The sequence below is a fragment of the Acidimicrobiia bacterium genome (assembly GCA_041394025.1).
GTDB lineage: Bacteria > Actinomycetota > Acidimicrobiia > IMCC26256 > JAOSJL01 > JAOSJL01.
The window spans coordinates 537,058-550,775 of record JAWKJA010000002.1; the positions used below are offsets into that span (position 1 = coordinate 537,058).

Sequence of the window (13,718 nt, forward strand, 5' to 3'; positions counted from 1 at the left end):
CTCGAGGAAGCGAGCCGACGCTCGTGGAGCTGCCCGCCGGGCACTCGATGGAGGTGAGCTCCCACTGTCGGGAGGGGAGCGACCCCATGTGGCGCTGACCGTCCCACTCGAGACCCTCGAGGGACGAAACAGGGTCCACGGCAGCGGAACTCGAGGGTGCAGGTGTCGTGAGTGGTGAGATGGCCCGCCGCCTGGCCTGCGATGCGGGGCTGTGCCGCATCATCACCGACGGGCCGAGCAGGGTCCTCGACGTGGGTCGGCGCACCAGGATCGTGCCGATCGGGATTCGCCACGCCCTCGTCGCTCGCGACGGGGGATGTGCGTGGCCGGGGTGTGACCGTCCGCCGGAGTGGACCGACGCCCACCATGTCCGGCACTGGGCCGATGGAGGCGACACCTCGCTCGAGAATCTCGTTCTCGTATGCCGAGGACATCACACGTTGCTCCACGAGCGCCACTGGCAGGCGGAGCTGACGCCGGAGGGCAAGTTGGAGGTGAAGCCACCGTAGAGGTTGCGAGTTCCGGGATCCTGACAGTGACGCTCGACCCGTGATCTCGGGGCGTTCAGAGAACGGCGCGCCCGTTACAATCGACGGTTCACGTCGGAGTGGCGGAACTGGTAGACGCGTCAGCTTGAGGGGCTGGTGCCCGCAAGGGTGTGGGGGTTCGAATCCCCCCTCCGACACGACTCGAATCCGAGTCCTCGAGTCCGACCTCGGAGAAGGCCACGTTGAGCGGTGGTGCTTCGTGGAGGGCGACGGTGAGACGGTCCTCGTGTACTTCGACGTGCTCGACGAGGTCGACGAGGTCGACGAGGAGCGTGCGGCGTTCTGTCTCGGTGGCGTGCGGCCAGAGCCCGGCGAATAGATCCTCGTCGATGAGGTCCTTGTAGAACAGCTGGAGCAGCTTGGATTGCTCCTCGCGCAGTTCTGCGAACGCTTCCACTGCTGCTGGGCGGTCTTCCCCTCATCGAGGCACGCTCATCATCTGAGACACGACCGCTCCGCTCAGGGAAGGCACCTCGGTCTCGGCTCGTCACCTTCCTGTTCGGTTCTCCAACGTCTCCGAGCACTACGAATCGCTTCGTCGCCGCTCCACCCTCCGCCCAACCATCGGAGCACACGGCGGCAGCCCCGAAGCTCACACCATGTGTCTAGTCGGGCGGGTCCCGTAGCTCTCTTGAACAGCTCGAGGATCCGGTCGAGTCGGCGGCACTGATGGACCTCCACCTCGTAGCCCTCTCGACAAACCAAGACCGGACCCGGGAATCGGTCAGCGACCGGGGGCATTCGTCCGCGAGCGAGACCACCAGCGGCGGCCAGGGCATGAGCTGTAGACGTCTGACCAGCCGTCTCGTGCCGCGGCCGTAGGCTTCCCGCCCCGTGGACGAGTACTGGTTGTGGCTCCTCGCGCTGGAGTACTCGTTCTCGGTGGGCCTCGCTTGGCTGACCGTCGCAGTTGTCCGCCGCATCCGTCGAAACCGCGACCGTAAGCGCCGCGCTCGTGCTCTGCCGGACGCGCTGGCCAGCTTGGTGCCCCTGGTTGCGCAGCCGCTGGGGTCCCTGCTCGATATGGCCAAGAAGGGGCTCGCGAGCCTCCAGTCACTCGCCGGACCCGACGGAACGGTCACCCTCCTGTTCTCCGACATCGTCGGCTCGACGTCCCTGAACCGTGCGCTCGGCGACGATGCCTGGGTGCGCCTGTTGCGCGCTCACGACGCAATCGTCAGATCGGTGGTGACGAGCAACGGTGGAAGCGTGGTCAAGACCCAGGGTGATGGCTTCATGGCTGCGTTTCGCACACCGCGGCAGGCCGTCGACGCCGCTCTCGCCATCGGCCCCGCGCTGGCACACAGCGATGAGATCGGCCGCACGCTGGATCTGCGGATGGGCATCCACACGGGATCCGTCATCAGTGACGGAGGTGACTACCACGGCATGAACGTCACGCTTGCCGCACGAGTCGCCGAATACGCTCACGGCGGCGAGGTGCTCGTTTCCGAGGTGGTGTTCGATCGACTCGGTGCTGAAGGCGATCTGTGTTTCCGTGCCCGACGCCGAACACGATTCAAGGGGATCGACGGTCGCCGTCGCACGTACGCGGTCTCCGCTCGTTGACAGCTCGCACTCGCGACCGACGGATCGAGGACGCGCGCCGTCGGGCACCGCACAGCCATCTGTCGCGCGTCCATGTTGGACCCGTAGGCGAAGTACGCCAACGGACGCGGTGCTCCGACCGGGTCGGGCACGGGAGAGGGAGCGTCACCGACCATGGCAGGCCCAACTACGAGAGGCTTCCGAGACGCGCGAGGAACCTCTGGAGGCCGTCGTTGTCGAACCCGACGGTGAATCCCGACTCGTCGTGCTCCACCGTGAGGGCGGGGCAGAAGAACTCGTCGGAGCCGACCCAGAAGTCGGGTGAGCCCCGGACCCCCCGTCGGGTGCCTTCGGCGTAGTCGGCCTCGACGGACGCCACCGGTTCGGGGGAAGGGGTCTCCAGACCGTGGTCGGCGGCGAGTCGGGCCAGGACGTCGACGTCGCTCACGTCGAGACCGTCTTCGAACAGGGCGTCGCGTACGGCGAGACTGACCCGTAGCCCCGTGCGGGAATCCTTGTCGTAGGCTGCGGCGGCCAGGTTGTGGGCCGGGATGGTCGTCGTCGGCCACGTGTCGGGATCGAAGCCCTCGAAGGCGTCGATGCCGGCCTGCTCTCTGAGGGCGAGGATCTCGGCACCGACCATGTCGGCCGGTGTGGGGCTGGCGTTGACCCACTCGAGAGGCCACGCGCGCATCCGCAGCTCGATGTCGGGATCGATGTCGGCGACGGCACCGGCCACCGTCCGCAGCCCGACATGGGTGAACGGGCAGGTGATGTCGGCGAAGACTTCCACCTGAGGTTTCACGCTCACATCGTTCCCATCGCAGAACTCCTACCGGGCCCGTCGCTCAGAACCGTACATGGCGCCGATCCGCTGACTGCGACACCATGGATCGTCGAGCGGGCGGTCACGTGCCGGCCCGCACCCCTGTCGAACGGAGGCGCATCATGGGCGACAGTGTGGAGGTCAGTCGGGACATCGGGGCGTCACCCGATGCTGTGTGGGACATGGTGTCCGACGTCACGCGGATGGGGGAGTGGTCTCCCGAGAACGACGGTGGGGAGTGGCTGAAGGGCGCCACCGGCCCGACGGCGGGCTCCCGGTTTCGCGGCGCCAACCACAACGGCCGAAGGAGATGGAAGACGACGGCGACGGTCACCGACGCCGAGCCGGGCCGCCGGTTCTCCTTCCGGGTGAGTGTCGGCCCCCTGACGGTCGCCGACTGGGGCTACACAATCGAGCCGATCGACGCGGGCTGCCGGGTCACCGAGTGGTGGACCGACCTGCGCCCGGGGTTCTTCAAACCGATCGCGCGCCTCGCCACGGGGGTCGCCGACAGGGCGGCGCGGAACAGATCGACGATGCAGACCACCTTGGAGAATCTCGCCGAGGCAGCAGAGGCGACGGCAGAGGAGACAGAGACGGGGGAAGGCTGAGGCTCAGGCCGGCGAGTCCTCCGCGCTGGTGAGGGGTGCGACGACCGGGCGCTCGGCGTCCTCGTCGGGCCACAGGGACAAGATGGCGTCGAGGATCTCCTCGGCCGCATCGAGACTCCCCAGGTGGCTCTCACCGGGCCGGACCGAGAAGTCGCTGTCGGGAACGAGTGCGGCGACGTGCTCGCCGTGCGCGAGTGGGACGAGGTGGTCGGCATCGCCGTGCCAGAAGCGGATGGGTGCCGACACGTCGCCCAACCGGAAGCCCCAGGGGCGACTGAACAGGACGATGTCGGAGAAGAGCGACCGCATTCCGCCACGTGCGATGGCACCCGAGAGGTCGTCGATGAACATCTCCTTCATCTCCGGTCGCCGGAACACGGCTTTGTCCCCCTCGGGCGACACGTGCATGTAGAGGTCGAAGACCTGCGAGCTGATCCGTGCCAGGACCTGGGCCACTGCGGAGAGCCCGTGTCCGAGGGGTGTGCGCAGCTGTTCGACGACGGGGGCGAGGCGTGTGGCGAATCCGATGGCTCCGCCCTCGACCGCGTCGTCACCCTGGGAGGGTGCAATACCACCGAGAATCGCGCCGGCGGTGAAGCGGTCGGGAAGCGCGGCCGCGCAGGAGAGGACGTAGGGTCCGCCGCCCGAGAGCCCGATGGCACCGAAGCGACCAATCCCGAACCGGTCCGCGACGACCTCGACGTCGGCCGCGTAGTCGATGACCGCCTCGTAGAGGTGAGGCGTCGAGTCGCCGACACCGGGCCGTTCGAGTGCTATCAGGCGCACGTCGCGCTCGGCGGCCAGGGCCCGCGCGATCGGCGGGATCTGGCGCCGGGCCCCCGGCGTCCCGTGGAACCAGAAGACGGCCCGTCCGTGGGGCGAGCCGTACTCGGCGAACCCGAGTTGGCGCCCGTCGGGGAGCCCGACACTGCCCTCGAGAAGAGGCGGGTCGAGGAGGTTGTGTGCTGTCATGTGCGATGGCCCCTGACGGTCAGAAGGCGTCCTTTCGAGTGGCGTCGATTCCAGCAGGCAGCCAGGTGGGCCGACGAATCGGCCTCTCGATTTTGATGCGTCCGGATGGCGTCCGCCGGCGCGACCGGATCCTCGAGCATCCACCAGCGGCCCGAGCCGGGAAGCGTGGCCAACTGACCTCCGACCCGCTCGGCGAGGTCGGATGACAGCCCCTGTCTGCGGTAGGGGTCGGCGTCGCCGAGGTCCACTTCTGAGCTGCATGCCCCTGGGGCTCACCTAGAGTGGACGGCGCAGGTCGCAGCGGAGTGGTCCGAGGAGTCTCGTGGACGTCACTGTCAAGGTCAACGGCACCTCGCACACCGTCGACGTGGAACCGCGCACTCTCCTCGTGTTCCTCCTGCGCGACCACCTGGGCCTGACGGGAACCAACGTCGGGTGCGACACGTCGTCGTGCGGGGCGTGCACCGTGCACCTCGACGGCGAGGCGGTGAAGTCATGCACCGTCCTGGCGGTGCAGGCCGAGGGTCAGGACGTCACCACGATCGAGGGACTCGCGGATGCCGACGGGACGCTGAGCGCCATGCAGGAGGCGTTCCAGGAGTGCCACGGCCTCCAGTGCGGCTACTGCACCCCGGGGATGGTGATGGCGGCGACCTCACTGGTGAGCGAGACCCCCGAATTGACCGAGCAGCAGGTGCGCGAGGGCCTCGAGGGGAACCTCTGCCGGTGCACCGGCTACCAGAACATCGTGAGGGCCGTTCTCCAGGGCGCGGGAGCGACCGCTCCGTGATCCCCGCCCCGTTCGACTACCTCCGTGCCGACTCGGCGGAAGTCGCGCTGGAGGCCCTCGCCGAGCACGGCGACGACGCCAAGTTGCTGGCGGGCGGCCACTCTCTCCTGCCACTCATGAAGTTCCGCCTGGCCACCCCGTCGGTCCTCGTCGACATCGGCCGGCTCGCGGATCTCTCGTACGTGCGCGACGCGGGTGACGAACTCGCCATCGGCGCGCTGACGCGCCATCGGGATGTCGAAGCGCATCCTCTGGTGCGATCGCAGGCGCCGCTGCTCGCGGCTGCCACGTCGCGGGTGGGTGACCCCCAGGTTCGCCACCGCGGAACCATCGGTGGTGCGGCGTCCCACGGTGACGCCGCCTCCGACATCCCCGCGGTCCTCCTCGCGCTCCGGGCGACGTTGGTCGTCAGCGGAACCGACGGACGACGCGAGATCGTGGCCGACGACTTCTTCACCGGGTTTCTCGAGACGGCACTCACCGAAACCGACATGCTCACCGAGATCCGGGTACCCAAGGCCCCCACGGCGGGATGGTCGTTCCAGAAGTTCAACCGACGGGCTCAGGACTGGGCCATCGTGGGTGCGGCGATACACCTCGACGGGGATGAATGCGGCGTCGGACTCGTGAACATGGACAGCAGACCGCGACGCGCGACCGGCGTCGAGGAGGCCGTCAGAAGCGGCGCCGATGCCGCATCGTCGGCGCGCCTCGCCGCCGACGGAATGGAACCGCCGTCGGACCTGAACGCCGACGCGGAGTTCCGCCGGCACCTGGCCCGGGTCCTCGTGCAGCGCGGGCTCGTCGACGCCGGCCGCTGACTGGAGGCATACGTGCGAGAGATCATCGACGATCTCCTGCGGTGGCGGTCGGAAGGGATGTCATGCGCCGTGGCCCGCGTCGTCGACCTCGAGGGCTCGGGGCCGCGCGATCCCGGTGCCGCCATGGCCGTGTCGGCCGACGGCGAGGTCGTCGGGTCCGTGTCGGGAGGCTGTGTGGAGGGCGCCGTCGTGAGCGAGGCACTCGACGTGATGGCCACCGGAGAGCGCCGCGTCGTCAGCTTCGGCTACAGCGACGCCGATGCCGTGGCCGTCGGTCTCACCTGCGGCGGCACGGTTCGTCTGTACGTCGAGCCTTTCACCGGCACCGTTTTCGAGGAGTTCCAGAAGCGAATCGCGAACCGGCTGCCAGCGTCACTCGCCACCGCCATCTCGGGACCCGGCACGGGCCGAACGGCACTCGTGTCGCCCGACAGCGAGACGGTCGGCACGCTCGGGAACGCCGATCTCGACCGTGTCGTTGTCCGCGACGCACGGGGTGAGCTCGAGGCCGGCCGCTCGTTGGTCCGCCACTACGGCGAGCACGGCGAGGCCGGCGAGACCGAGGTGTCGGTGTTCATCGAGTCGTTCGCGCCGCCACCCACCATGCTCATCGCAGGCGCTGTCGACTTCACGGCGGCGCTGGTCCGTGTCGCGTCGACCCTCGGCTTCGTCGTGACGGTCTGCGACGCGCGGGAGGTGTTCGCGACACCGGAAAGGTTTCCCGGCGCGACCGACGTCATCGTGTCGTGGCCCCAGGCTGTCATCGAAAAGCTCGCAACGGCCCTCGGTCCGCGCGACGCCGTGTGCATCCTGACCCACGATGCCAAGTTCGACGTCCCGGCGATCGTCGCCGCGCTGGAGACGGACGTGGGTTACATCGGAGTGATGGGAAGTCGCCGAACGCACGACGACCGCGTCCTTCGCCTTCGCGATGCGGGTGTCGACGACGCCGGGCTCGCGAGGCTCCGCGCACCGATCGGCCTCGACATCGGTGCCCGGACACCCGAGGAGACGGCTGTGTCGATCTGCGCCGAGATCATCGCCCTTCGAACGGGGACGGACGCGCCGGCACTCACCGATGGGACCGGCCCGATCCACCGATAGCAGTACGTCCGACGCATCGGCGGGCGGGTTGTAGCGTGCACGGAATGGATCTGAGCAACGAGGTCGAGATCGACGCCCCCATCCAGACTGTGTGGGAGGCGGTGAACGATGTCGAACGCATCGCACCGTGCCTTCCAGGGGCACAGCTCCAGGAGATCGACGACGAAGCAGGCGAGTACCGCGGTGTCGTGAAGGTCAAGGTCGGCCCGGTCACCGCTCAGTACAAGGGTGCAGCGTCGTTCACCGAGCAGGATGCCGCGTCCCGCCAGGTGCGCCTCGCTGCCAAGGGTCGCGACAGCAGGGGAGCCGGAACCGCCAACGCCGTGATCACGGCGACTCTGACCGAGTCAGCAGGCGGGAGGACCCGCGTGACGGTGGGCACCGATCTCACCGTCACGGGCAAGGTGGCGCAGTTCGGTCGGGGTGTCCTGGCCGACGTGAGCGAGAAGCTCATGGGCCAGTTCGCCGGGAACCTCGAGACGATGCTCGAGCAGGACGCTGCCTCCGCAGCCGATCCTGAACCGGCCCCCGAGGCCGAGCCCGTGGATCTGATGGAGATCGCCGGCGGGTCGTTGGCGAAACGGCTGGTACCGATCGCCGGTGTGGTCGTCGCGCTGCTCGTCGTCTGGTGGCTGCTTCGTCGGCGGGCGGACGAGTCCGAATCACGACGATGAGCGAAGCGAGCCTCGGCAGTTTCGATGCGAGGGTGGCCGACGTCATGCTGGAGTCGGCCGACTCCGGCGGAGGGATCGGCGAATTCCTCGGTTTTCGTCACGTCGAGATGACGGCGGGCCATCTTCTCGCCGAGATGGATGTACGCGACGACCTCAAGAATCCGTTCGGATCACTTCACGGCGGCTGCCTCTCGGCGTTCGTCGATCACTGTCTTGGCCTCGTCTTCTATCCGTTGATACCACGCGGATCATGGGTGGCCACGACAGAGTTCAAGCTCAATCTGCTGAAGCCCGTCACCGCGGGTACGTGCCTCGCGACGACCGACGTGCTCGCGCTGACGAAGCGCAGCGGCGTAGCCCGCATCGACATCACCGTCGGCGATGACATCGCCTGTGCCGCACAGGGCACCGTGACGATCGTTCCTCCCCGGGCGCCGTGACGATCGTGCCCGGCGATCGTCCGGCTCGGCTCGGATAGCGTCGCCGTCGGGGAGGACGAATGGACGAGGTTACCTACGCTCCGGTCGGCGACGGTCATGTCGCCTACCGGGTTCTGGAGGGTCGGGGAACCCTCGACGTCGTCATGGTCGCGGGAACGTTCTTTCCCATGGACCTGCTCCACGAGGACCGGGTCGCGAGGCGTTTCATGGACGGCCTGGCCGCCCTCGGACGCCTCATCGCCTTCGACAAGCGCGGGGTCGGCCTCTCCGACACCTTGAGTGACGACGACCGCTCGGCACAGGAGCACTGGGCCGACGATCTCGACGCCGTCATCGAGGCGAGCGGCGCAGATGAGCCCGTCGTCGTCTCCTGGGAGCCGCTCGGGGTGGCGCGCCTGGCGGCATCGCGCCCAGGGAGTCGGATCGGGCGACTCGTGCTCCTCAACCCCGAGGTCGACCTCGACGATCTCCTCGCGAACTTCGACACGACCGACCGGGACGGCTCGGTGGGATCCCTGGAGAAGCAGTCCTTTCCCAGTCGCTACGAAGACCCGTCGTTTCGCGAATGGTTGTCGCGTGCCGGCCGGGTGGGAGCGAGCCCTACGGCGGCCGGGAGGCTGTGGGACCGCATGCTCAGCCACCAGGGCACGCTCACACCCGAGGGCATCAGCGCCCCGACGCTCGTGATCCACCGCCAGGAGTCGATCGTGGCCGAGGAGGCGGCTCGGGCGGTCGCCGCGGCGATCGACGCTTCCGAATTCGTCCAGCTTCCCGGCAGGGATCTCTACCCACTCTCGGGGGACGTCGACGACGTCGTTGCCGAGATCTCCCGCTTCGTCACGGGCTCGGCGGCCATACCGCCGCCGGAGCGGGCGATCGGCGCGGTGCTCTTCACCGACCTCGTGTCGTCCACAGAACGGGCCGTCGGTGAGGGAGACGATCGGTGGCGGGAGCTCCTCGACGTCCACGACTCCGTCACACACCGGTTGGTGACACGTTTCGGGGGCCGAGTCGTCAAGTACACCGGCGACGGTGTCCTGGCCGTGATGCCGTCGGCGACCTGCTCACTGCGGGCAGCCCGTTCGATCCAGGAGACGCTCGCAGGCGACGGCCTGGCGATCCGGGCCGGGGTCCACGTAGGAGACATCGACCGTCGCGGCGACGACGTGTCGGGAATCGTCGTGAATGCCGCCGCGCGGATCATGGGGCTGGCCGGGCCCGGCGAGGTGCTCGTGTCCGAGTCGGTGCGCGTCGCGACGATGGGATCCGACCTCGCGTTCGACGAGCCGAGAACCGTCGATCTCAAGGGTGTCCCCGACACCTGGAGGATCCACCGCTGGATCCCCCACGACGCAGACTGAGCCGGGCGCTGGTCGGACACAGCGTCTCGCCCATGGGCAGATGCCCCCAGGCCCTGTTTCGGTAGAGACGGTCGAGGGGACGCCGGACGGCTATGCGCGCGTGAGGACGTTGCTATCGGGGTGGTCGAGGAGGTCGTCGTACTCCTTCATGTCGAGCACCGTGTTCTCCTCGTAGCTCAGGGTGTCACCGTCGATCGTGACCGTATTCGTGTACCGGACGACGTTGGCGTTCTCCACCAGGTACGGGTTGGAGACGATTCCGAAGTCGGGTTGACCGGCCTCGGCCGTCATCGTGAAGGTCATCGCGTCGGGCGAGCATTGGCCGCCGGCGAGGATCGTGGAGCCGCGAGGGACCATGAAGCACCGCATGACCGTGCTCGTGGCGCTGTCCCAGAGCCAATAGCCGACTTCGGTGTGGAACGGGTCCTCCTTGCCGGCCTTCCACGCAGCCGTGCGGTAGTCGAGACCGTAGAGGTGCTGACGACCGTTGTCGACGGGCCCGAAGGCGCTGAAGGTCATCTCCTCGCGGTAGGGCGTCTTGGTGACCTTTCCCACGCCGTGGTCATGGGACACGTTCATCCCCTGGTCGCCCTTCCACGAGCCTACGAGTGCCGCAAGTGGCCCGAGCTTGTCCATCAGCGCCGGGTCGAGAGGTCCGAGATCCTTGGTCATGTCGTGCGTCATCCTTCCAAAGTTGTTCGAGCAACCTAGGCAACACCGAAGCAGGTGTCGAGTACCCGGCTCACGACGCGCGACCATTTCGATTCCGCCAGAAGAGAGAGGGATCACCGTGACGGAGCAACCTCGACGAAGAGTCGAGCTCGAGCCGACCGACCTGGTGGTTCCGCTCGACAGGGTGTGGTCGGCCACCGTCGACCTCGACGTCGGAGTGGACGAGAACGGACACCCGACCGGTGTCATGCCGGTGACCGAGGCGGTGTGTCAGCCGATGGGCCTGCTGCACGGCGGGATGTACGCCGCCATTGCCGAAGAACTGGCGAGCATCGCGACGGGCCTGGCGGTGATCGCCCAAGGGAAGTGGTGTGTCGGCCAGTCGAACATCACGCACTTCCTCCACGCCGCACGGCTCGGTGACACCCTGCATTCGAACGGGCATCCGATCCACACAGGCCGGTCGAGCTGGGTGTGGGACGTGGAGAGCCGCAACGACGACGGGCGGCTCTGCGCCCGCTCGACGGTGACGATGGCGGTTCGCGAGGGCAGCATGCCCGGTGCGGGCTGAACGGGCAGGTCGGGAGCGCCGCTACTGCATTCCCAGGGCCTCGAAGAGGACTTCTTTTTCCTCTTCGAAGCTCTCGTCGTCGATCTCGCCGGCCTCGTGCTTCTCGTTGAGGATGCGGAACCGCTCGAGAAGGTCGTCGGTGTCGACGACCTCGTCGGGGTCTTCCTCCTCCTTGGCCTGCTTGCGCTCCTCGCGGCGGGCGCGCTTGGCCGCAGCGCGCTCCTGACGCTGCTTCTCGCGCTGGCGTTTCTCGAAGGTCTGTCTGCCGCGCCCGGCCATCGTCGTCTCCTCGCCTCGTCAGGCCCGTCCCGGCGTTCTCCCGCCCGGAAACGGCCGGCTCCGGCCCTTCACGCGTCGAGCGGTGCGGCGTCCATGGTAGTGCTCACGCTCCCCGGCACACCGATCGCGGCGTTGTCCCACTTGACCGCGGGCACACCGCCCGAAAGAGTCCGGGCACTGAGAACGCCGGCAACCCGGGGGAGTGGTCGAATGGAACCGGAACCCTTCGGAGGAGAGATCGGTCGGTACCACTGGGAGTCGACACCGTGGTGGCCCGAGGATGTGCGCGCGGATCCCGACGCGCCCAACGTCGTGTTGATCGTTCTCGACGACGTCGGCTTCGCCCAACTCGGGTGCTACGGCTCGGACATCGACACGCCGGTACTCGACGGTCTGGCGCGGCGGGGGTTGCGCTACACGAACTTCCACACGACCGCGCTGTGCTCGCCGACGCGTGCGTGCCTGCTCACCGGGCGCAACCACCACTCCAACGGCATGGGCAGGATCATCGATCTCGCAACGGGCTTTCCCGGCTACAACGCGCGGATCCCCCGCTCGAACGGCTTCCTCCCCGAGATTCTCGTCCCCCGGGGATACGCGGCTTGGGCCGTGGGGAAGTGGCATCTCACCCCCGAGGACGAGTGCCACCTCGCCGCGTCCCGGAGCCGCTGGCCGCTCGGTCGCGGCTTCGAACGCTGGTACGGCTTCTTCGGTGGGGAGGCGCATCAGTTCGCTCCCGTCCTCTGGAGCGACAACGACCAGACGACACCGCCGCGCACATACGAGGAGGGCTACCACCTGACGGAGGACCTCGCCGATCAGGCCGTCAGGTGCGTGACGGACCTGCGTGCCGTCGACGACGACAAGCCGTTCTTCCTCTACTTCGCCACCGGGGCGTGCCACTCGCCGCACCAGGCACCCGCGGACTGGATCGACCGCTACCGCGGCCACTTCGACGCAGGGTGGGACGACTGGAGGGAGAGAACATTCGAGCGGCAGATCGCCGAGGGCCTGGTACCTCCACAGACGCAGTTGTCGCCGCGCCCGGAGTGGGTGCCTGCCTGGGAGGAGCTCTCGGCACGGGCGCGACGTGTCTACGCCCGCTACATGGAGGCCTTCGCCGGATTCCTGTCCCACACGGACCACCAGATCGGTCGCGTGCTCGACCATCTGGACCGGACCGGCGATCTCGACAACACGCTCGTGATCGCGGTGTCCGACAACGGGGCGAGCAGCGAGGGCGGGCCGACGGGCTCGCTCAACGACGCACGTGCCTGGAACGTCGTACCGCGCACGGTCGAGGAGGCAGCGGAGCGCCTCGACGAGATCGGTGGGCCCCGGATCCACAACAACTACCCGTGGGGATGGACAGTGGCCGGCAACACGCCGTTCCGCCGCTGGAAGCGGGAGGTCCACGAAGGTGGCGTCGCCGACCCGCTCGTCGTGTACTGGCCCCGAGGGATCGGAGATGCGGGCGGTGGGATGCGCCACCAGTTCGTGCACGCCATCGACATCGCGCCCATGATCCTCGACGCGGTCGGTGTGGACGCGCCCCGACAGATCGACGGCGTACCGCAACGACCCCTCGAGGGGGCGAGCTTCCTTCCCACTCTGGCCGACCCGGACGCTCCCGCGCCCCGGACCACCCAGTACTACGAGATGCTCGGTTGCCGCGCGATCTACCACGACGGTTGGAAGGCGGTTGTGTACCACCCCATCCAGGCCGAGGAGCCGGGCCTCGACACCGATGCGTGGGAGCTCTACGACGTCACGGCGGACCCCTCGGAGTGTGACGACCTCGCCGACACCGAGCCCGAGCGCCTGAAGGTGATGGTCGATCTCTGGTGGGCCGAGGCCGAGAAGTACCAGGTGCTCCCGCTCGACAACAGGCCGTTCTCGGAGTTCGTGCTCGACCGGCCGCGCCCACCCGAGCGTGACCGCTACGTCTACTACCCGGACGCGGCGATGGTGCCGGAGCCGGTCGCCGTCAACCTGAAGAACCGCTCGTACCTGATCACGGCCGAGATCGACGTGGCAGAGGGCACCGGCTCGCCGGAGGGCGTGATCGTGGCTGAGGGTTCGGTGCTCGGCGGCTGGTCGCTCCACCTCGTGGATGGTCTCTTCAGCTACGTCCACAACGTCTCGGGATACAGGGAGTGCAGGCTCGATGCGTCGATCGATCTGGAGCCGGGTGAGCACACCCTGGGCTTCCGGTTCGAGCGCAGCGCCGATTTTGCCGGCCGGGCCACGCTCGTCGTCGACGGGCGTGATGTGGCCGGCGCCGATTTCGCCGGTCTGACCCTGAACCGCTACTCGATCACCGGCGACGGCCTGACCGTGGGCTACGCCCTCGGAATCCCGCCGTGTGACGACTACACAGCCCCATTCCGGTTCACCGCCGGTCTCCGGCAGGTGGTGGTGGATGTCCGTGGCGCTCCCTACACGGACCCCGACGCGGAGGCCGACCACCACGTCCGGACCCAGTAGCGCCGTGGTACCCG

General features: G+C 68.1%; 15 protein-coding genes, 1 tRNA gene and 1 pseudogene. 13 read left to right on the forward strand and 4 right to left on the reverse strand.

Going from position 1 to position 13,718, the window contains the following annotated elements; genetic code table 11:
• The first annotated feature begins 146 nt into the window (after window positions 1-146).
• The 4 genes and pseudogenes from R3A49_02385 to R3A49_02400 all read left to right on the forward strand — a co-directional run bounded on the left by R3A49_02385 (window position 147) and on the right by R3A49_02400 (window position 2,117).
• Window positions 147-299: pseudogene (locus tag R3A49_02385) on the forward strand (HNH endonuclease).
• Window positions 273-509: an HNH endonuclease signature motif containing protein gene (locus tag R3A49_02390; protein ID MEZ5169579.1), complete on the forward strand. Its 237-nt coding sequence runs from the start codon at window positions 273-275 to the stop codon at window positions 507-509. Before R3A49_02385 ends, R3A49_02390 begins: the two are co-directional and overlap by 27 nt.
• 92 nt (window positions 510-601) lie before the next feature.
• A tRNA-Leu gene (locus R3A49_02395) sits at window positions 602-685 on the forward strand.
• A gap of 697 nt (window positions 686-1,382) precedes the next feature.
• Complete coding sequence (locus R3A49_02400; protein ID MEZ5169580.1) at window positions 1,383-2,117, forward strand: adenylate/guanylate cyclase domain-containing protein; 735 nt, start codon at window positions 1,383-1,385, stop codon at window positions 2,115-2,117.
• A gap of 166 nt (window positions 2,118-2,283) precedes the next feature.
• Here R3A49_02400 and R3A49_02405 read toward each other — a convergent pair whose 3' ends face one another.
• Window positions 2,284-2,907, reverse strand: a complete 624-nt coding sequence (locus tag R3A49_02405; protein ID MEZ5169581.1) for a DsbA family protein — start codon at window positions 2,905-2,907, stop codon at window positions 2,284-2,286.
• Window positions 2,908-3,044: 137 nt separating this feature from the next.
• Between R3A49_02405 and R3A49_02410 the strand changes: the two genes are divergently transcribed.
• On the forward strand, window positions 3,045-3,533 hold the full coding sequence (locus R3A49_02410) for an SRPBCC family protein (GenBank protein ID MEZ5169582.1): 489 nt from the start codon (window positions 3,045-3,047) through the stop codon (window positions 3,531-3,533).
• Between the two features lie 3 nt (window positions 3,534-3,536).
• On the opposite strand, the gene R3A49_02415 is transcribed toward R3A49_02410, so the two are convergent.
• Complete coding sequence (locus R3A49_02415; protein ID MEZ5169583.1) at window positions 3,537-4,505, reverse strand: alpha/beta hydrolase; 969 nt, start codon at window positions 4,503-4,505, stop codon at window positions 3,537-3,539.
• A 322-nt stretch (window positions 4,506-4,827) separates the two neighbouring features.
• On the opposite strand from R3A49_02415, the gene R3A49_02420 reads away from it, so the two are divergent.
• The 6 genes from R3A49_02420 to R3A49_02445 are packed head-to-tail and all read left to right on the forward strand — an operon-like array spanning window position 4,828 to window position 9,695.
• A complete protein-coding gene (locus tag R3A49_02420) occupies window positions 4,828-5,295 on the forward strand; it encodes a (2Fe-2S)-binding protein (GenBank protein ID MEZ5169584.1) in 468 nt (155 codons plus the stop codon).
• Window positions 5,292-6,116: a xanthine dehydrogenase family protein subunit M gene (locus tag R3A49_02425; protein ID MEZ5169585.1), complete on the forward strand. Its 825-nt coding sequence runs from the start codon at window positions 5,292-5,294 to the stop codon at window positions 6,114-6,116. Before R3A49_02420 ends, R3A49_02425 begins: the two co-directional genes overlap by 4 nt.
• A gap of 12 nt (window positions 6,117-6,128) precedes the next feature.
• The gene (locus R3A49_02430) at window positions 6,129-7,220 is read left to right on the forward strand and encodes an XdhC/CoxI family protein (protein ID MEZ5169586.1); all 1,092 of its coding nucleotides are present in this window, start codon (window positions 6,129-6,131) and stop codon (window positions 7,218-7,220) included.
• Between the two features lie 44 nt (window positions 7,221-7,264).
• The gene (locus R3A49_02435; GenBank protein ID MEZ5169587.1) at window positions 7,265-7,894 is read left to right on the forward strand and encodes an SRPBCC family protein; all 630 of its coding nucleotides are present in this window, start codon (window positions 7,265-7,267) and stop codon (window positions 7,892-7,894) included.
• Complete coding sequence (locus R3A49_02440) at window positions 7,891-8,334, forward strand: PaaI family thioesterase (protein ID MEZ5169588.1); 444 nt, start codon at window positions 7,891-7,893, stop codon at window positions 8,332-8,334. Before R3A49_02435 ends, R3A49_02440 begins: the two co-directional genes overlap by 4 nt.
• A gap of 59 nt (window positions 8,335-8,393) precedes the next feature.
• Window positions 8,394-9,695, forward strand: coding sequence for an adenylate/guanylate cyclase domain-containing protein (locus R3A49_02445; protein MEZ5169589.1), 1,302 nt, complete (start codon window positions 8,394-8,396; stop codon window positions 9,693-9,695).
• Window positions 9,696-9,785: 90 nt separating this feature from the next.
• On the opposite strand, the gene R3A49_02450 is transcribed toward R3A49_02445, so the two are convergent.
• Window positions 9,786-10,367, reverse strand: coding sequence for an FABP family protein (locus R3A49_02450; GenBank protein ID MEZ5169590.1), 582 nt, complete (start codon window positions 10,365-10,367; stop codon window positions 9,786-9,788).
• Window positions 10,368-10,485: 118 nt separating this feature from the next.
• Here R3A49_02450 and R3A49_02455 point away from each other — a divergent pair, with 118 nt between their 5' ends.
• Window positions 10,486-10,938, forward strand: coding sequence for a PaaI family thioesterase (locus R3A49_02455; GenBank protein MEZ5169591.1), 453 nt, complete (start codon window positions 10,486-10,488; stop codon window positions 10,936-10,938).
• Window positions 10,939-10,959: 21 nt separating this feature from the next.
• Here R3A49_02455 and R3A49_02460 read toward each other — a convergent pair whose 3' ends face one another.
• Window positions 10,960-11,217, reverse strand: coding sequence for a hypothetical protein (locus R3A49_02460; GenBank protein ID MEZ5169592.1), 258 nt, complete (start codon window positions 11,215-11,217; stop codon window positions 10,960-10,962).
• Between the two features lie 210 nt (window positions 11,218-11,427).
• On the opposite strand from R3A49_02460, the gene R3A49_02465 reads away from it, so the two are divergent.
• On the forward strand, window positions 11,428-13,704 hold the full coding sequence (locus R3A49_02465) for an arylsulfatase (protein ID MEZ5169593.1): 2,277 nt from the start codon (window positions 11,428-11,430) through the stop codon (window positions 13,702-13,704).
• Window positions 13,705-13,718 lie beyond the last annotated feature (14 nt).